An 18,657-nucleotide genomic window follows, 5' to 3' on the forward strand; every position below is an offset into this window, starting at 1 on the left:
TTTATGAAGTTAGCAGAAATATCGATTAAAAGACCTTCGTTGGTAATCGTACTGTTTACGATTCTTACGTTGGGAGGTATCCTGAGTTACACACTCATGGGATACGAATTGATTCCGAAGTTTGAAACCAATATGGTAACCATTTCTACGGTGTATCCGGGAGCTTCGCCTGCAGAGGTGGAAACATCCGTTACCCGAAAAATTGAAGATGCCGTTGGTTCTTTGGAAAATGTGAAGAAAGTAGAATCTTCTTCCTATGAAAGTTTATCCGTAATTATGGTTCAGCTGAATGACGGAGCTGATGTAGATTATGCATTGAATGATGCACAGAGAAAGGTAAACGCAATTCTGGCAGACCTTCCGGATGATGTAAAAGCGCCGTCTCTTAATAAATTCTCTCTGGATGATTTACCGATCATCACGATGAGTATTTCATCAGACAAATTAAACAGCAAAGATCTTTATGACCTTTTAGATAAAAAAATTGAGCCTATTTTCTCTCGTGTAAACGGTGTTGCTCAGGTTGACCTTGTGGGTGGACAGGAAAGAGAAATTCAGGTAAATCTTGACGAGAAAAAACTGCAGGGTTACGGACTTTCTATCGGAGATGTTCAGCAGGCAATTCTTTCTTCAAACTTGGATTTCCCAACAGGGAGTTTGAAAACCAGAACCTCAAAATCTACCATCAGATTATCCGGAAAGTATAAATCTGTAGCAGAAATGAACAATCTTGTGGTTTCCAATAAAAACGGAGCGCAGGTTCGTTTGTCTGATATTTCTACGGTTTTCGATTCTCAGAAAGATGTGGAGAAAGTAGCGAGATTCAACCAGTTTCCTACGATCTTAATGCAGGTTAAAAAACAATCTGATGCCAATGCGGTTGCAGTATCTGAAAGCGTTCAGAAAACCATTGAAACCGTTCAGGAAGCTTATAAAGCACAGGGTGTAAAAGTAAAAGTGGTAAACGATACAACCGACTTTACCCTTGAATCTGCCAACCACGTAATTTTCGACTTATTCTTAGCGATTATTCTTGTGGCAATTGTAATGTTATTATTCCTTCACAGCATCAGAAATGCCTTCATCGTAATGGTTTCCATTCCTGCTTCGTTAGTGGCAACGTTCATCGGAATGAATTTAATGGGATATACGCTGAACTTAATGAGTTTACTGGGACTTTCCTTAGTGGTAGGTATTCTTGTGGATGACGCGATCGTTGTACTGGAAAATATTTACCGTCATATGGAGATGGGGAAAAGTAAAATCAGGGCAGCCTACGACGGAGCTTCGGAGATCGGGTTTACCGTTGCAGCGATTACTTTGGTAATTGTGGTGGTATTCTTACCGATTGCCATGAGTTCAGGTTTGGTAGCCAACATTCTGGCTCAGTTCTGCGTCACGGTAGTTATTGCAACAATGTTATCATTGCTGGCTTCATTTACCATCATTCCGTGGCTGTCTTCAAGATTTGGTAAGCTTGAGCATTTAACAGGAAAAAACTGGTTCGAAAAATTCATCCTTTGGTTTGAAGGCTTAATCGAGAAATTCACGCACTGGATTACAGGAATTCTTGAATGGTGTTTAAAAACCACATTAAGAAGAATTTCTACGGTAGTGATTACATTTATCGTTCTAATTTCTTCTTTCATGCTGGTAGCTTTCGGATTCATTGGGGGAGAATTCTTCCCGCCGATCGACAGAGGACAGTTCCTTGTTCAGATGGAATTACCAAAAGATGCAACCATTGAAAAGACCAATCAACTGACTTTAGATGTTGAGAAGTTTTTAAGAAATGATAAGGATGTTGTCGATTTAATTACAACAGTAGGACAGCAGTCAACAGGTTTTGGCGGAGCTCAGGCGACAACTTATCAGTCGGAAGTTCAGGTAAATTTAACGGATAAATCTGAACGTTCTGAAAGCACCAACATTAAAGCTGCAAAAATAAAAAGAGCTTTAGAAGAGAAATTTACAGGAGTAGAATTCAAAACGGCGCCAATCGGAATCATGGGTGCTGAAAATGCACCGATCGAAATGGTGGTAACCGCTCCGGATAACGCAACAGCCGTAAAAGAAGCAACAAGAATCTTAGAATTGCTGAAAAAAGTTCCGGGAGCAGTAGATGCAGAATTATCTACCGATTCAGGAAATCCTGAAGTTCAGGTAAATATCGACAGAGATAAAATGGCTTCTTTAGGTCTGAATCTTTCAAGTGTAGGACAGACGATGCAGACGGCATTCAACGGAAATACAGACGGGAAATTCAGAGCAGGAGAGTACGAATATGACATCAATATCCGTTTCGGAGATGCCAACAGACAGTCTATTGATGATGTTAAAAACTTAATGTTTACGAATCCTCAGGGACAGCAGGTTCGTCTTAGCCAGTTTGCTGAGGTCAAAATGGGATCCGGACCGAGTTTGCTTGAGCGTAGAGATAAATCACCTTCTGTAAAAGTAAGAGCTAAAGCAGTAGGGAGACCTGTAGGAGACGTTGCCAACGAATGGGCAAAACAGTTTATGGACAGCAAAAACAAACCTGTAGGCGTAGATTACATCTGGAGTGGAGATATGGAAAACCAGCAGGAAGGTTTCGGTACGTTGGGAATCGCTTTATTGGCAGCTATTGTATTGGTTTACCTTGTAATGGTTTCATTATACGACAGTTTTGTATATCCTTTCGTGGTATTGTTCTCAATTCCTCTGGCGATGATTGGGGTAATGGTAATTCTTGCCTTAACAGCAAATTCACTGAATATCTTTACGATGTTAGGGATGATTATGTTGATTGGTCTTGTTGCGAAGAACGCGATTTTGATTGTCGACTTTACCAATGCCAGAAAAGCAGCGGGATCCAATACACACGACGCTTTGGTACAGGCAAATCACGCCCGTCTTCGTCCAATCCTTATGACAACGATTGCGATGATCTTCGGGATGCTGCCGATCGCATTGGCGACTGGAGCAGGAGCGGAGATGAACAAAGGTTTGGCTTGGGTAGTTATCGGTGGTTTAACATCGTCTCTATTCCTTACCCTGATTATTGTACCGGTAGTTTACTCTTTATTTGATTCAATTCTGAGAAGAATGGGTAAACATAAAAAAGTAGATTATGAAGCTGAAATGAAAGCCGATTATGAACACAGAGAACTAAGTGAAGATGGTTTTACGCCAAAACATTTAGACTAATATAACACCTTAATTAACCGAAAACCGTATCAGCAATGATGCGGTTTTTTTATGTTATCGCGAACAGGCGGAAGATCTGCAAACGTAGTTCTGATGCAACGAAGCAATCTTAAAAAAGAAAAGAAACATGATTGCTCATTTGCTGAGTAAATGCCTTTACAATCGAAAAGTATGTTCATTTAAATGTAACCGCAAAGAAGACAAAAGACTTTGTTGAGTTTATTTAAAGTATTTCAAAAGTCTGCAAAGAGAAAAATCTTTGATTTTTTAACTTATGTGCTCTTTTTACATTTAAGTATTAAACTTAATAAAACTAAAGTGTTACAATCTTTTGCATCTTTTGCGGTAAAAAAGTTTAGACAATTTTCAAATAATAAAAGCTTCCAAATTAATTGAAAGCTCTTATTTATTTGTAAATAGGGGATTATTCCGCCATTGCCTCACCGGCTTTTCTGTAGACGAAACTTCCGTAAATATGTCTTCTTGCAAAACGGCTCGGAGAATCGGAATTCACCATTTTGATGTAGGTGTTTTTCGGAACTCCAAGATATTCGTACATATTTCCGTTCAGGTGCTGTACTTTAAGAACCGATTTTTCAAGATAAAAATCCTGAATATTGGATTTCGTAATGGTTTCAGTATATTCTTCTTTGTATTTTTCCTGCGTTTCCGGATTGATGCTTACCAGAAAATGATAGGCTTCAATCACAGATTTGCTTTTTTCCTCCGCTTCCTGCTTTCCTGCTTCATCATTGATGAATTTATCTGGATGCGTATCTTTCATCGTATTCCTGTAGATGGTTTTTAATTCCTTCAGTGTTACATTTTTATCAACTTCCAGAAGCTTTCTGTATTCGCCTAATTTTTTCATAATGGATGATCCTTATTTCGGGGTGCGAAATTAAGGTTTTTAATTGAGAAAGTGTAAGTTTTTGATTATTAATTTGTTATTTTTTTTCATAAATAACGGCAATGAATTTTTCAGGAATCCATTCTCCTTTTTTGCTGTTCTTGTCTTTTAAATCCTTGAATAGAGTATAAGGACCATTAATTGTCATTGTATATTGGTCCCTATTTTTTAAATTAAATTCATTTGCTATGTAGGAAATGCTAAATTTTTTGCCATTCACAATTTTTTCAATTTGCGGTCTTAAATAATCATCAATTGCTTTTGGGTGCAGGAATTTTTCATTTTTAGGAAATTGTAATTCAAAAGATCCCTCATAAATAAACGTTGGTTTACTTACATACAAAGTTTTTTCTTGCTTTAAAATTTCTGAATTAAATTGATTGAATTGTTGCTCATCTTTAAATTCCTTTTCATACCATTTATAAGTTAAAGGATATTTTTTTGCTAGTTTTTCTAAAATAGAAACATCAAACTTATAGCTTTCACCATTTGTATGTGCATGATGAAGAGCAGGACTAATGGAAACTCTCCTAACCTCCTTATTTCCTTTAGTTAAAATAATACTAAAAGTATTTTGCTCCCATTCATTTTTAGTATTGCCACCATATTCAACTGATTCGATTAGGGAATCAAGTACTTTTTTATCTGTAATTAAAAAATTATACTTTTCATAAGTTTTATTTTTATCCCACTTAGGATACATTCCAATTATTTTAACAGAATCTGTAGTTGTTAATTTATCAGATTTTAAAAGTTTATTTTGGCTATAAATATTTTGATTTATTGCTAAAATAACTAACAGAATAATTTTTTTCATTTTCATTAATTAAAACTTTTCAAAATTATTTATTTTCATGAAAATATTCATAGGCTAATCCTTCTAAATCTCCATTTTCAGAAATTAAATTATCATCTTCATCAAATATTTTAAAACTTTGCTGCGAATTTCCTATACTTGCGGAACCATCTAAACCTAGTAAGATGGTGTAAAAAGTATCAGTTAAAAGATCAGAAATTACTTCTTTGAATTTTTCATTTTGTTCAAAGTCTAGATTAAGCTGTTCAATTTTAACAGAAACAAGAGTTCTGTATGCTGATTCACGATCAAAACATGAATTAAGAATATTCTCTTTTTCTTGATAAAAGTTTTTAACAAATTCTTCGGTGGTCATCTTCTGAATAAAGCTTTTACATTGATGTTATGGTTATTAGTCATCCTTCTTACTCCGTTCTCTGGAAAATATGCGTCAGTTTGGAATTCTTAATAAAATCCTGAACAGAAGTATCTTTCGTGGCATTTTTATCCGTTAATTCAAAATAATAAATCATCAGATTCGGAAACTTTGGATCTTTACAAACCACTTTAAAACGCCTTACCCTTTCATCGGTACTTAAAAAACTCAGTTCAGAACCACCACTCAGTTTAATATTATTGACTTCAAAAGAATCTTTCCAGTTTTTTTGAATTTTGGCAAATCGTTTCTGCGTTCTGTCGCTGTCTTCGTTTTCGAATTTATCAACCTGAAATTCCGTTAAAAGCTGAGGATAGATTAATCCTTCTTTAAGCATCGTTTCAGTAATTTTATCCGATTTATCATAGAATATAATTTTGTTATCAAACAATATCTGATTGTCATTAAGTGTCATTTTTCCATCGAACTTCTTATAATTTTTCTTTTTATAATCATTCTTAAAATGTTCAATGACAGCTTTATCTTTAGGACCTGCTTTTTCAGTTTTCTGTCCGAAAACAGAAGCAGATAAAAATAAAGAAAGACTTATTGTATATATTAGTTTCATAATGGCTTGAATAAAATTAATTTAAATTTGAATTTTATAGAATATTTTTAATTCTTACATATTGCAGCAGCATGATTGTTTTTGCATCTTTAATTTCTCCCGAATCGATCATTTCCAATGCTTTATCAATTGAAAGTTCAAGGACTTCAATGTTTTCGCCTTCTTCATCCAATCCGCCGCCTTCTGTAATTTTCATTTCCGTAGAATATTCTGCAATAAAAAAATGAAGAATTTCTGTTACCGAACCGGGAGACATATAGGCTTCAAATATTTTTTCAGCTTTTGAGATCTTATAGCCTGTTTCTTCCTCGGTTTCTCTTCTGATGCAGTCTTCGGGATCGTCATCGTCCAATAATCCGGCGCATGCTTCGATCAGCATTCCTGTTGGATTTCCATTAATAAAAGTTGGCAGTCTGAACTGTCTTGTCAAAATAATTGTTTCAGACTTTTTATTATAAAGTAAAATAACGGCACCGTTTCCTCTGTCATAGGCTTCACGGCTTTGCTGTTCGATGGTTCCGTCTTTTTTTTGAATATTGAAAGTTACTTTTTTCAAAGTGTACCAGTTATCAGATAAAATTTCCGTCTTTTCAATATTTACGTTCATATTTTGCATAGATTTTACAATCTTCGTTACATTTTTTATTTTAATAAATCTTCCAGAGCCCGCTTTAATTCAGGAAAATCAAACTGAAAACCTGCTTTCTGAATTTTTTCCGATGAAGCTCTCGAACCTTCCAGTAAAGCTTCCGACAGTTCTCCGAACATCAGTTTCAGAACAAAAGCGGGAACATTAGGCATAAATAAAGGTTTATGAAGCACTTCCGCCATATTTTTTGTCAGATTTTCATTCGTCGTATGCTGTGGAGAATTCGCATTGAATGCACCGTCCAGTTCAGAATTTTTCAAGGCAAATTCGTAAATCGAACAAATATCATTGATATGAATCCAAGGCATATATTGTTTTCCTGTTCCGATTGGCGAGCCTATGCCCATCTTCACAGGCGGAAGCATCTTTTTTAAAGCCCCGTCTTTTTCTGAAAGAACTACCGCAGTACGTACTTTTACCACTCTTTCTGCAACATTTTGTTCCTTGAAATCATCCGCAGCTTTCTCCCAGAGAATCACCACTTCACTTAAAAAATCATTTCCCGGACCATCATTTTCAGTAAAAATTTTCTCCGTTGTTTTTGTTCCGTAATAATTAATTCCGGAAGCGGAAATAAAAGATTTTAATCTGATATTATTTTTTTGCAGAGTTTTTAAAAGCAAACCTGCAGAATCGACACGGCTTGAAATCAGTTCTTTTTTTCTTTCATCGGTCCATCTTTTCTCCGAAATATTCGCTCCCGCAAGATGAATAATATGCGAAACATTCTCAAAAGCTTTTTCGTCGATTATTCCTTTTTTAATATCCCATTCAAAATCGTTGCTGTTCTGTTTTTTTCGCGTGAGAAAGCGTACCGTATAATCTTTCTCAAGTTTTTTAGACAATTCTTTGGCAACCAATCCGTTTGCGCCCGTGATAAGAACAATTTCTTTCATGTTTAAAAATCTTAGTTGTTTCTAAGCCTGATTTTTTACGATCAGAACAAAATCATCTTCTAAAAGCTTATAACCGTAATCGTAAATAAATTTATATTCGGAGCCGTTTTTATAAACTTTCAGATTTGTGAAATAATCGAAATCAAAACCTAAGCCATCGAGCTTGGATTTGGCAATTTTTGTTTTTCCTTCCGTATTCACTTCCGTCAGAATTCTGTAATTTTTGCGAAGCCTGTTATTGATGTTCCGCATCAGATTGCTAGAATCCTTGTTCTGTTTATTGTTGTAGGCATTTCGGCAGGCATCATTACAGAATTTTTTGTCGGATCTGCCGATAATTTTTTCGCTGCATTCGAGACAATTCATAGCTTTTTCATTTTGTGTGGATGTTTGTGTTTTTTCTTCAGTAAATATGTAAACCGGTTATGATTCGGGTAACTTCTGTTTGAGGTTATATTATTGAAAATTAAAGCAATAATCAATAAAATCATACATCCTGAAAGAACAGGAGAAAGAACATACCAATATCCCAGTTCCGGAATTTTCCCTGTAGAGCTTACTGCAATAAGCGCAGTGGCTCCGCCTGGAGGGTGAAGCGTTTTTGTGTACTGCATCAAAACGATGGAAAAAGCAACAGCTAAAGGAGCGGAAAGCCAGAGGATATCCGGAACAATTTTATAGATCGTGACTCCTACCAAAGCCGACAGAACGTGTCCTCCGATTAAATTTCTGGGCTGTGCGAGAGGACTTTGAATGGCTCCGTAAATTAAAACACTTGAAGCTCCGAAAGAACCGATTAAAAAGATGTTTTCTGTAGCCGACAAAGTGTGCGACTGGATGAAAGCAATTATTCCGATTCCGAAAAACGCTCCCAGAAACGACCAGAAATGCTCTTTATAGTCTACCAGAGTTTCTCTGTAAATCACATATTTAGAAACACGAAACGTTCTTTTTATTGTCTTTTTCATAGGATTTCAAAGATACAAAATTATCCGTTTGCAAACGACTACAAACGAATTTAAATAGTTTTCTACCGACTCCGGTTCTGAAATTAAGCAACCTTTGCCACAGAGATTTGAGAAAAACATGAACGTCTCTTATCTGAATGTTAAATTTAAAAATAAAGTTATGTCACTAAGAAACAAAGTTACCCTAATCGGATTTACAGGAAAAGAAGTAGAAATCATCAGCTTCGATAACGGAAATGTAAAAGCTGCCGTTTCTCTTGCAACATCAGATCATTACACCAATGCAAAAGGTGAAAAAGTAGAAGAAACACAATGGCACAATCTGGTCGCTTTCGGAAAAACCGCTGAAATATTTCAAAAATACGTTCCGAAAGGAAAAGAAATCGCTGTGGAAGGAAAACTTACTTACAGATCGTATGACGATAAAGACGGTGTAAAAAGATACATTACGGAAATTCGTGTAGATGAAATTCTTTTGTTGGGAGGAAAATAATCTAAAAATTACAAGCCATGAAAATTAAAGTTTTTAAAATCGGACTGGACGACAGACAACTTGAAAAAGATCAAAAAACACTTGAAGCGTTTCTGGAATCGCACGATATTATAAAAGTTGAAACCGCTTTCGTTCAGGACGAAAAATACTGGTCGGTTGTGCTGTATTTTGAAGAATTGAAAATCGTTCAGCAAAGCGTTGTAAAAGATTCTAAAACAGTAAAATACTCCGCAGAAGATGAAGCCTTAAATAATGATGAATTAAAAATACTGGAAGCTTTGAAATACTGGCGCTCCGAGAAAGCAAAAGAACAAAATCTGCCAAGCTATTTTATTGCTTCAAACAAAGAACTGATGTCTGTAGCGAAATATAAACCGGCTAAAAAAGAAGAGTTACGAGATATCAAAGGTTTTGGAAAGCATAAAATAGAAAATTACGGCGAAGAGATTTTGGAAATATTAGAAAGCATATGAGCTTCATGTATTTTTAAGTCTTTTCCAAACCTCACAGGTTTTTAAAACCTGTGAGGTTTAGTAATATCTGCAGATAAAGCTTAAACAGGTTTATGTGTAGTAAAAGTCCTTTCAATTCCTTATTTTTGCAGCTTATACATATTAATATCATTTATCTATTATAAAATGAAACCAAGTTTAGCAAAAGGGACGAGAGATTTTACGGCACTGGAAGTTGCAAGAAGGAGATATATCATCAATACTTTACAGAAAAATTTTGAGTTATTCGGATTTCAGCCACTGGAAACGCCTAGTTTTGAAAATCTTTCGACATTAACGGGAAAATACGGAGAAGAAGGAGACCGTCTGATTTTTAAAATTTTAAATTCGGGAGATTATACTTCTAAAGTAAATCAGGAAGATTGGGAAAATAAAAGTCATCAGAAACTTACTTCTCAAATTTCAGACAAAGCTCTCCGTTACGACCTTACGGTACCTTTTGCAAGATTTGTGGCAATGAATCATAATCAGCTTACTTTTCCTTTTAAAAGATATCAGATTCAACCCGTTTGGAGAGCGGATCGCCCTCAAAAAGGAAGATTCAGAGAATTTTACCAGTGCGATGCGGATGTGGTAGGAAGCGAAAGTCTTTTGCAGGAAGTAGATTTGGTTCAGTTGTATCTGAAATCTTTCGCGGAGCTTGGAGTTTCTGTAACCATCCACATCAATAACCGGAAAATTCTTTCCGGATTGGCTGAGTTTGCAGGAATTACCGACAAGTTAATAGATTTCACGGTAGCTTTGGATAAATTAGACAAAATCGGGAAAGACGGTGTTGTAAAAGAATTACTGGAAAGAGGAATTGCACAGGAATCAATTGATAAACTGGATTTCCTCTTCAACCAGTCGGATGATGCGCTGGAAAACCTTCTTCAGTTAAAAGAAAAGTTCGCAGGAAATGAAACAGGACTGAAAGGAGTAGAAGAGCTTGAGTTTGTCATTACACAATCTTTAAATCTCGGTGTGGACATTCAGAATCTTGTGTTTGACATTACGTTAGCAAGAGGTCTGGATTATTACACCGGAGCGATTTTCGAAGTAAAAGCAGATGAAGTTCAGATGGGTTCCATCGGCGGCGGCGGAAGATATGATAATCTTACGGAAGTTTTTGGCGTAAAAAATATTCCGGGAATCGGGATTTCTTTCGGATTAGACAGAATTTATCTTGTGATGGAAGAACTTGGTCTTTTCCCTGAAGGAGCGACCTCTAAAACAGAGTATCTTTTTGCTAATTTCGGTGGAAATGAAACGGTAGAAGCTTTAAAATTAATCCGACAACTGAGAGAAAAAGGAGTTTCAGCAGAAATGTATCCTGAAGCGGCAAAGATTGGCAAACAGTTTACATATGCTGAGAAAAAAGGGATTAAAAATCTGGTATTCTTAGGCGAAGAAGAAATTAAAAACGGAACGGTAACCTATAAAGATCTCGAAGCAGGGGAGCAGAAAACGGTTTCTATGGAAGAGTTTTTGGGATAAAAATAAAATCAGAAAACTAAAAAGCATCATTAATCATGATGCTTTTTATTTTCAGTTGGTACGATTTAATTACAAATTTGTATTTTAGAAAATCATAAAATTGTTTTGTGATTTTTAAAACTATTAAACATAAAACCCAATGAACAATATTTGTGGATTGTGCGGAACTCCTTTAACGACTATGGATACGCTTTTGGGCGAAAACAAACTGGCAGACAATCATATTCTCTGTAACAAATGCCTGAATGAGGCTTCCAATATCAATAAGGATGTTGTTAATAATCTGCAGCAGTTTTTCCTGCCCGAGATCAGGGGGATTATTTTGCAGGGGAAAATCGGCGAAGTTGAAAATCCGGCTTCTTCACAGACTTCAAATGTACAGCGTTCCCAAACTCCTTCTTTTGGATTTGGCGGAACAGTGACCAGACTTGATGATATTCAGGATCAGATTGTTGCCCTGAATGCGAGGCTGAGTATTTTTGTAAACAGCGAAGTAAAAGAGCTCGCTAATATTTTAGAAAATAATGAAAGGTTAACCGCTATTGCAGAAGGTCTTACCATGCCTTCGAAGGTGGAAGGACTTTTGTTTTCTACGCAGAAAAGAGTTGTTTTCATAGATAAAAAGCTTTTTGGAAATGTGCAGAAAGATGAATATCTCTTCGAAAATATCCGTTCTGTTGAGCATGTGGAAAGTCTTTTATATTCAACGTTAAAAATTTTCTCTAAAAACGGTTCCACAGCAGAGTTTAAGCTTCATAACAAAAGTGACGGGAACAACTTCTGCAACGCAGTTAATCAATATCTGCATGGGAATGTGAATCAGCCTGTTCAACAACAACAACAACAACAACAACAACAACAACAACAAATTCAGTCTTCGTCTTTTAATCTCTACAATATGCCGGTTGCTGAGAATCCGTTTCAAAAGCCTGAAGATTCAAATCCGGTACAGCAGAATTCTGGTGTACAGAAAGAAGCTCCGGAAGTTATTTTTGAACAATTGGAAAAGCTCGGTAAACTTAGGGAAATGGGCGTTCTGACGGATCAGGAATTTGCGGAACAGAAGAAAAAATTATTAGACCGACTTTAATCCCTGTTTTTCTTTTTTAGCTAAAATCAAAAATTAAAACAGGTTAAATATAATAAGATATTACAATGAATAATCATTGCGGATTGTGTGGAAAAGAACTCACTTCAATCGATATGATGCTGGGTGAAAATAAGCTTTCTGAAGGAAATATTATCTGTAATTCATGTCTTGAAAAAGCGAGTGTGCTGAATGAAGAATTGCTTTCGGATCTGCACCGTTTCAGCTTAAAAGATATTGAAAGCCTGCTCCAAAACGGAGAAATCGTTCAGCGGGAAACAATTCAGGAAAATATTTCTGAAAATATACCTGCTGTTGCAGATTCAGAGCGAAGGGTGCTGTCAAAAGATCTTTATAAAAAACGACTGAAAGAAATAAAAAATCAGCTGGAAGGTTTAAGAGCCAGCCTTTCTATGTTTACAAAGGGAGAAATCAAGGAACTTCCTTATATTCTTGATCCTGACGAAGTGATTCTAGCGATTACCGATGCACAGTTTGCAAAAACTACGGATGCCGGAATTCTGCTTACGACTCCAAAAAGAATGATTTCAGTTTCCAAAGCGATGTTTTCACCTGCAAAAGTGAATGAATTTCTTAATGAGGATATTCTTGAAGTAAGCTTCGTCAAAAACTTTGTATCGCCGAACATCAGAATTCATACAAAAGATAAAATGTTTGAGTTTGAGTCGTTTTTTAATAAAGATTATGCTGAAGATTTTTACCAGTTCATCAGTAAAATATACAACAGGGAAGACGTTTCGGAAACATCCTCTGCAGAACAGGATGTAATTTCTGAAAGCGTTCTTGAGCAGCTCGAAAAATTAGGAAAATTAAGAGAAAACGGGATTTTAACGGAGGAAGAATTTACTTTACAGAAGAAAAAACTATTAGAAAAACTATGATCGAAGCAATCTTTTTAAGAAGACTTGTTTAAACTTTTATCTAAAAATTAAAACCAATGGAAAATTATCTTGAAATCAACAAAAATTCATGGAATGCCAAAGTAGAACCTCATCTCAAATCAGATTTTTATTTTGTAGACGAGTTTCTGAAAGGAAGAACTTCCCTGAATTCCATCGAACTGCAACTTTTAGGAAATATTGAAGGAAAAACCATTCTTCATCTTCAGTGTCATTTCGGACAGGATTCTGTGTCGCTGTCGAGAATGGGCGCGAAAGTTACGGGAATTGATCTGTCGGATAAAGCCATTGCAGCAGCAAAAGATCTGGCACAGAAAGCAGGAACCGATACAGAATTTATCTGTACAGATCTGTACAGTCTTCCCGATGTTCTCGATCAGAAATTCGATATTGTTTTTACAAGCTACGGAACAATCGGCTGGCTTCCCGATTTGGGAGAATGGGCAAAAGTGATTAACCACTTTCTGAAACCGGAAGGAAAATTCATCATGGCAGAATTTCACCCTGTAGTCTGGATGTATGATGATGATTTTAAAGGCATACAATACAATTATTTCAACGAAAAGCCGATTGTGGAAACCTATGAAGGAACGTATGCAGATCAGTCTGCGGACATCGTTCAGGATTATGTGATGTGGAATCATTCTCTGGCGGAAGTTCTTCAGAATTTAATTGACCAGGATCTTCAGATTAAAAGATTTCAGGAATTCGACTGGTCGCCGTATCCATGTTTCAGGCATGTTGAAGAATTTGAAAAAGGAAAATGGAGAATCCCTCAGTTCGGAAATAAAATTCCTTTGGTTTTCGCGATTGAAGCACAAAAAAAGTCATCGTAATAAAAACTACGATGACTTTCCTGTATATATGAATGTTAAAATAAACTATTTATGGTCTAGCTTACCGCTTCCTGAGCTTTATTTTTAAGATCTTCCGCTTTATCCTGAGCCTGAGAAGCTACGTCGTTTGCTTTGTCTTTTACCTGCGAAGCAACATTATTGGCTTTATCTTTAAGATCATTTCCCCATTTGTTTAGGTTGTCTTTTGCAGTGTTGATCTTATCTTTCACCATCTGCTTATCTTCTTCAGAAGAATTTTTGTATTTCCAGTATGCAATTGCTCCTAATCCTAATAACGCTAATAAGCCTTTTGTCTTATTTCCCATGATTTCTATTTTTTTAAGTTAATATTAAAGTTTGATGTTAGTAATCATGTAAAATGTGTGCCAAAAAAATAAACAGACTTATAAAATAATGTTAAATTTAATTGAAAACTTCAAAATTTTCTCCGTCAAAACTTGCGAAAACCATAGTGGGATAAGAATCCTGATGGTATATATTTCCGTTTTTATCAATCGCAATCGCACCCGCAAAGCCATCAATGGTTTTTAACTCGTCGAAAGTTTTTGTAAACGCTTCTTCTATCGTCATACCATCGGTAACTCGGGTTACAATTTTCGTTGCGGTGGCATTGCTCACAATGTCTTCACCCACTCCGGTACAGCTTACCGCGCAGAAAGAATTGGCATAATTTCCGGCAACTGTTGCCGAGTCTGATATTCTTCCCGGGATTTCAAAACCTTTTCCTCCGGTAGAAGTGGCAACTGCTAATTTTCCGTCCTTATCAATTGCGACGCAGCCTACCGTTCCTTTTCCGCCATTTTCCAGTTTTGCTTCATATTCTTTTCTTCTTTGCGGAATTTCAGTTGAAAAATTCTCGAAACCATGTTCTGTTGCGTAATTTTTAGCGCCGCTTCCTCCCAAAACCCTGTCGTCTTCCTTCATCAGCTCTTTCGCCACAAAAACAGGATTCTTCACATCCTGAATATTAATCACTCCGCTTAATTTCTGGGTTTCTCCATCCATAATCGCTGCACTCATCCTGATCACGCCATCGCTTTGGATCTGCGAACCGATTCCTGCATTGTACAGCTCATCATCTTCCAGCAAAGAAACAGCATACGCAGCAGTATCAAATGCAGAGTTGGATTTTAAATAATCGAATGCTTTCTGAGCAATGCTTTTTAATGAATTCTGTTTGGCTGTTTTCACTTCGTGGCTCTGGTCGCTTTCCGAGAAAAATCCGCCGTGGATGATTATTTTCATTGTATTCTGATGTCGTTTATATTTTATTTGGAGCTTACTCCCGCTATCCACTGTATCTTTTGGGTTACGGACTCCGCTTCGCTCCGTCCGCAACCCAAAAGGATGCCGTTTCTATCGGGGCTAAGATTTTCCTTCATATTTCAATCGTTCACTGTGCTTTTCACTGGTCACGAATCTCATTTATATTGCAATCCTGAGATTCTTTCTATCCACGATAAAATTAAGCATCAATCCTTATTGAAAATCTTGGATTTTCCTGCGCCTTAAAGATTTGAGACGAATAAAAATCTTGCGTCTTTGCGTTTTCCAACAGGAATATTTTATTTAAAAAAGTTCGTTGTAAATATCTAAAATTGTCACAGGAACAATTCACCATTTACCATTCACATTCTATTTTTCCTGTGGAATTGGATTAAACTGAGAATTCTCAATCGTAAGCGCTTTAGTCGTAAGATCATAATGATCGTTCATCGACATTACGTGAACCGTTAAATTATCAATAGAAATAGGCTCTCCAAGATTAATATTCGTAAGATTCGTGTCTTTAATAAACCTTCCGTCCACCAGAATCACCAGTCCCGAACCTACCGCAGTCATCACATCATTGTGGATGAACAATCCGGTATCTTCTCCCAGACCGATTCCCAGAGTTCTCGGATTGTTTACCACCGCCTGAAAAAGTCTTCCGATTCTTCCTCTCTGTACAAAATGCGTATCAATAATCACATTATCAATCAGTCCCAAACCCTGAGTGGTTTTAATTTCTCCTTTCAGCAAAGCTTCGGAACTGCTTCCCTGATAAATCATATTCTCCGATGCCGCAGCGGCACCGGCAGAAGTTCCTGAGTAGATGAAATCCTGTTCCTGATATTTCAGTAAAATGGTATCGTGAAACCTTGTTCCGCCAAGAATTGAAGTCAGTCTCAACTGATCTCCACCTGTAAACATCACTATATCTGCTGCATTGGCTCTGGCAACAATCGCATCAGAATTCGCTTCCTCACGGTTATGAATATCAAGGATGTTTACGTTTTTAGCACCTAAAAATTCGAAGGCTTTTTTATATTCGGAACCTACAATTTGCGGAATCTGAGAGGCCGTTGTGATAATCTCAATCACGGAATTCTCTTTTAACTTCGATTCATTGATAATTTTTCGAAGAATTCCTCTCTCAAAGAAATTCAGGTTTTTTTCTACGTTTTGATCAAAATCGGTTTCTGCAAAACTTCCTTTGTTTACAGCACCTCCGATAACAATTAATTTTCCAACAGGTTTCATCATAGGCTGCAAATTTAAAAAATAATTAACATTTGAGAAAGGATTAAGAGGGATTGATAATCAATAAGTGAAAATAAAATTTAAAAAGCAGGTATGAGAAGTGATTGTGAGAATATTTAAGTTTTACAAAAATTAAAATTGAAGCCTTTTTTAAACTATCGCCATCTTTTTCTATTATAATCAGTATTTTGAACAAAAGTTTAACTCATCTTTTTGTTATTTTTGTGGTTGTGTAAAAGAATAGAGTTATTTTTTTAACAAAAGTTCAGCCAATTCCTGTCTTTAATCCCATCAAATAAAAACAATGATGAATTGTTAATTGCAGCCATTGAGCCGAATCTTAAATTCAATATATATTTTAACACAGTAAATTTCTAAATCAGATCACCAATGTTTCACCCTCATCATTTATTAAAGTCCCTGTTTTTATTCTTAAGTTTTTTCTCCCATGCCCAGATTTCCGTAAGCGGAAATTTTTCTATGAAACCTGATTCTTATGAAGCCATGTTTATTGACAGCAGTTATCAGAATATTTACTATAAAACAGAATTTGTTAAAGATCCCAAAAAGAAAAAGCTGGAAACAACCTGTGTTCTGCAGATAGGAAAGAAATTTTCTAAATTTTCAGATTTTAATGTATTGCGCAAAGATTCTTTAATGGAAAAATACAGTCATTTGGAGAAAATAGGAGCTAAAGAATTAAGTGAGTCTCTTAATTTAGCAGAAAAATGGAAAAGTGTTTTAATAAAAAATTTTCCGGAAAATAGAATTACAGTACAGGATAAAGCAAATATCATGTATCAATATGAAGAAGAACAGCCGTCTCCTGACTGGAAACTTGAAAATGAGACAAGGGAGATTCTAGGCTATGTATGTAACAAAGCCACGGCAAAGTATCGGGGAAGAAAGTATACAGCATGGTATTGTAAAGAAATTCCTATTAATAACGGACCCTATATTTTTCAGAATCTTCCCGGCTTGATTTTAGAAATAGAAGACACTAAAGAGAATTTTCATTTTACTGCAGTTGGAATGGATAAAAAAGCAGATAAAATCTATTTAAGAACCGAAAAAAGAATTCTTCATGTAACCAGAGAGCAGTTTAGAAAAGCCCTTCAAACGTACTGTGATAATCCCGGTTTTTTCCATGGGAAGGCTTACAATGAGGATGGAAGCCAGATCGCTGTAAAATCTGCACCTCTTCCATATAACCCCATTGAACTGGAATAATAAGTGGATAAAGTTTCACCTTAGGGTTAAAAGGTATTTTCTCTACAGAAAACAGGAATTTCTCTGGTTATAAAAAGCAATTGACTCTTATGAAAATTGATTTCAGCCAATAGATAAAAGCAGTTCGTCCTACAGAAAACAGCATTTTGCCGGGCGAAAAAAGCTGTTAATATTGGTGTGCAGTCATTTTGTACGGTATGCAATATTCATTACCCTGCGGATCAAAGTTTTTTTAATCCCAAGAAGAACAAAATTTCACCAATAAATATTTTTTATTTGCTTATGATGAGTAAGCGTTTTTCTCTTATGTATAGGCTATTAATGATTAGTTTTCAATTATTTATAAAGGTATTAAAAAATTTTTAAAAATATAATTTTAAAAAAATATGTGTAACTATATATTGAATTTATAATAAAAATTATTATATTAGTATTAAATTAAAAACAAGTAACCATGTATATTAAACAGGAAGAATATCTTCCACTGGCCAAAGATCTTATGGCTAGTTTCAGCAGGGATCTTTTGCTTTTTGCAGAGGAAGATCACAATTATACGCAGGCATATAAAGATGCTTTTCAGTCGAAAATTACAGAAGTAGAGCAGAAAGAAGCCAGTAATACAGCCCTGGTACAGCAGAAACAGGCAACACAGGCACTTTATCTTTTAGGAGAAGACCTGAAGAAACCTCTTAAAAGTCTGCGGATACGCATTGAAAGAGCTGGAATTCCCACTAACCTCACCACACAGATTCTGACGGATATTAAGAAGCGTAATTTCGAAGGAGTCGGCAGTAAGCTTACAGACCTTATCTCATTAGTCAATGCCCATCTTACGGTTTTACAGGATAAGGGAATGAAAAGTACGATACCTCAGGATCTGCAGGATTTTCAACTGGCTATTGCCGCAAAAGCCGATGAGCAGACGCAGTTAATGAAAAAGGTAGCAGGAATCATCGGCACTCAAAAAGAACTGTACGACGGATTATACAAATATATTTCTGAGATCTGCGAAGATGGCAAATTAATCTTCGAAGGACAGCAAAAAGCCGATGAATATATTATCAAAAGAATGCTCGCCAAGCTACATGTGGATAAAGTGAAGAGCGGGGAGGGGAAGATGACTTCTTAGATGTTTTTAGTTTGTATT

20 protein-coding genes are annotated in these 18,657 nt (G+C 36.0%); 9 read left to right on the forward strand and 11 right to left on the reverse strand.

Annotated features, from left to right (window positions below; genetic code table 11):
* Positions 1-3: 3 nt before the first annotated feature.
* On the forward strand, positions 4-3,189 hold the full coding sequence (locus WFH39_RS03285) for an efflux RND transporter permease subunit (protein WP_336688797.1): 3,186 nt from the start codon (positions 4-6) through the stop codon (positions 3,187-3,189).
* Between the two features lie 424 nt (positions 3,190-3,613).
* On the opposite strand, the gene WFH39_RS03290 is transcribed toward WFH39_RS03285, so the two are convergent.
* The 8 genes from WFH39_RS03290 to WFH39_RS03325 all read right to left on the reverse strand — a co-directional run bounded on the left by WFH39_RS03290 (position 3,614) and on the right by WFH39_RS03325 (position 8,412).
* A complete protein-coding gene (locus WFH39_RS03290) occupies positions 3,614-4,060 on the reverse strand; it encodes a KTSC domain-containing protein (RefSeq protein WP_087710487.1) in 447 nt (148 codons plus the stop codon).
* A gap of 76 nt (positions 4,061-4,136) precedes the next feature.
* The gene (locus WFH39_RS03295; protein ID WP_336688798.1) at positions 4,137-4,916 is read right to left on the reverse strand and encodes a hypothetical protein; all 780 of its coding nucleotides are present in this window, start codon (positions 4,914-4,916) and stop codon (positions 4,137-4,139) included.
* A gap of 25 nt (positions 4,917-4,941) precedes the next feature.
* Entirely contained in the window at positions 4,942-5,271 is a 330-nt protein-coding gene (locus WFH39_RS03300; protein WP_336688799.1) for a hypothetical protein, read from the reverse strand.
* Between the two features lie 49 nt (positions 5,272-5,320).
* The gene (locus WFH39_RS03305) at positions 5,321-5,899 is read right to left on the reverse strand and encodes a hypothetical protein (RefSeq protein WP_336688800.1); all 579 of its coding nucleotides are present in this window, start codon (positions 5,897-5,899) and stop codon (positions 5,321-5,323) included.
* Between the two features lie 34 nt (positions 5,900-5,933).
* Positions 5,934-6,515: a GDP-mannose pyrophosphatase NudK gene (gene nudK, locus WFH39_RS03310; RefSeq protein WP_336688801.1), complete on the reverse strand. Its 582-nt coding sequence runs from the start codon at positions 6,513-6,515 to the stop codon at positions 5,934-5,936.
* Between the two features lie 26 nt (positions 6,516-6,541).
* On the reverse strand, positions 6,542-7,444 hold the full coding sequence (locus WFH39_RS03315; RefSeq protein WP_336688802.1) for a TIGR01777 family oxidoreductase: 903 nt from the start codon (positions 7,442-7,444) through the stop codon (positions 6,542-6,544).
* 21 nt (positions 7,445-7,465) lie between these two features.
* Entirely contained in the window at positions 7,466-7,810 is a 345-nt protein-coding gene (locus tag WFH39_RS03320) for a hypothetical protein (protein ID WP_336688803.1), read from the reverse strand.
* A complete protein-coding gene (locus tag WFH39_RS03325) occupies positions 7,807-8,412 on the reverse strand; it encodes an HPP family protein (protein WP_336688804.1) in 606 nt (201 codons plus the stop codon). Before WFH39_RS03325 ends, WFH39_RS03320 begins: the two co-directional genes overlap by 4 nt.
* 160 nt (positions 8,413-8,572) lie before the next feature.
* Here WFH39_RS03325 and WFH39_RS03330 point away from each other — a divergent pair, with 160 nt between their 5' ends.
* The 6 genes from WFH39_RS03330 to WFH39_RS03355 all read left to right on the forward strand — a co-directional run bounded on the left by WFH39_RS03330 (position 8,573) and on the right by WFH39_RS03355 (position 13,736).
* Complete coding sequence (locus WFH39_RS03330; protein ID WP_116098901.1) at positions 8,573-8,905, forward strand: single-stranded DNA-binding protein; 333 nt, start codon at positions 8,573-8,575, stop codon at positions 8,903-8,905.
* Positions 8,906-8,922: 17 nt separating this feature from the next.
* Positions 8,923-9,378 (forward strand): HRDC domain-containing protein, encoded by a 456-nt coding sequence (locus WFH39_RS03335; protein WP_336688805.1) that lies wholly within the window; start codon positions 8,923-8,925, stop codon positions 9,376-9,378.
* A 165-nt stretch (positions 9,379-9,543) separates the two neighbouring features.
* Positions 9,544-10,893: a histidine--tRNA ligase gene (hisS, locus tag WFH39_RS03340; RefSeq protein ID WP_336688806.1), complete on the forward strand. Its 1,350-nt coding sequence runs from the start codon at positions 9,544-9,546 to the stop codon at positions 10,891-10,893.
* A 139-nt stretch (positions 10,894-11,032) separates the two neighbouring features.
* Positions 11,033-11,983, forward strand: a complete 951-nt coding sequence (locus tag WFH39_RS03345) for a PH domain-containing protein (protein WP_336688807.1) — start codon at positions 11,033-11,035, stop codon at positions 11,981-11,983.
* A gap of 65 nt (positions 11,984-12,048) precedes the next feature.
* Positions 12,049-12,882 (forward strand): PH domain-containing protein, encoded by an 834-nt coding sequence (locus WFH39_RS03350; RefSeq protein WP_336688808.1) that lies wholly within the window; start codon positions 12,049-12,051, stop codon positions 12,880-12,882.
* Between the two features lie 56 nt (positions 12,883-12,938).
* Positions 12,939-13,736, forward strand: a complete 798-nt coding sequence (locus WFH39_RS03355) for a class I SAM-dependent methyltransferase (protein ID WP_336688809.1) — start codon at positions 12,939-12,941, stop codon at positions 13,734-13,736.
* A gap of 56 nt (positions 13,737-13,792) precedes the next feature.
* Here WFH39_RS03355 and WFH39_RS03360 read toward each other — a convergent pair whose 3' ends face one another.
* From WFH39_RS03360 to WFH39_RS03370, 3 genes are all read right to left on the reverse strand, one after another.
* A complete protein-coding gene (locus WFH39_RS03360) occupies positions 13,793-14,062 on the reverse strand; it encodes a YtxH domain-containing protein (RefSeq protein WP_214589936.1) in 270 nt (89 codons plus the stop codon).
* A 97-nt stretch (positions 14,063-14,159) separates the two neighbouring features.
* Entirely contained in the window at positions 14,160-15,002 is an 843-nt protein-coding gene (locus tag WFH39_RS03365) for an isoaspartyl peptidase/L-asparaginase (protein WP_336688810.1), read from the reverse strand.
* A 390-nt stretch (positions 15,003-15,392) separates the two neighbouring features.
* Positions 15,393-16,280, reverse strand: a complete 888-nt coding sequence (locus WFH39_RS03370) for a cyanophycinase (RefSeq protein WP_336689056.1) — start codon at positions 16,278-16,280, stop codon at positions 15,393-15,395.
* 390 nt (positions 16,281-16,670) lie between these two features.
* Here WFH39_RS03370 and WFH39_RS03375 point away from each other — a divergent pair, with 390 nt between their 5' ends.
* A complete protein-coding gene (locus WFH39_RS03375) occupies positions 16,671-17,510 on the forward strand; it encodes a GLPGLI family protein (RefSeq protein ID WP_336688811.1) in 840 nt (279 codons plus the stop codon).
* A 454-nt stretch (positions 17,511-17,964) separates the two neighbouring features.
* Complete coding sequence (locus tag WFH39_RS03380; RefSeq protein ID WP_336688812.1) at positions 17,965-18,639, forward strand: hypothetical protein; 675 nt, start codon at positions 17,965-17,967, stop codon at positions 18,637-18,639.
* Positions 18,640-18,657: the final 18 nt, after the last annotated feature.

Source organism: Chryseobacterium sp. MMO-72, from assembly GCF_037146035.1.
Taxonomy (GTDB): Bacteria; Bacteroidota; Bacteroidia; order Flavobacteriales; family Weeksellaceae; genus Chryseobacterium; species Chryseobacterium indicum.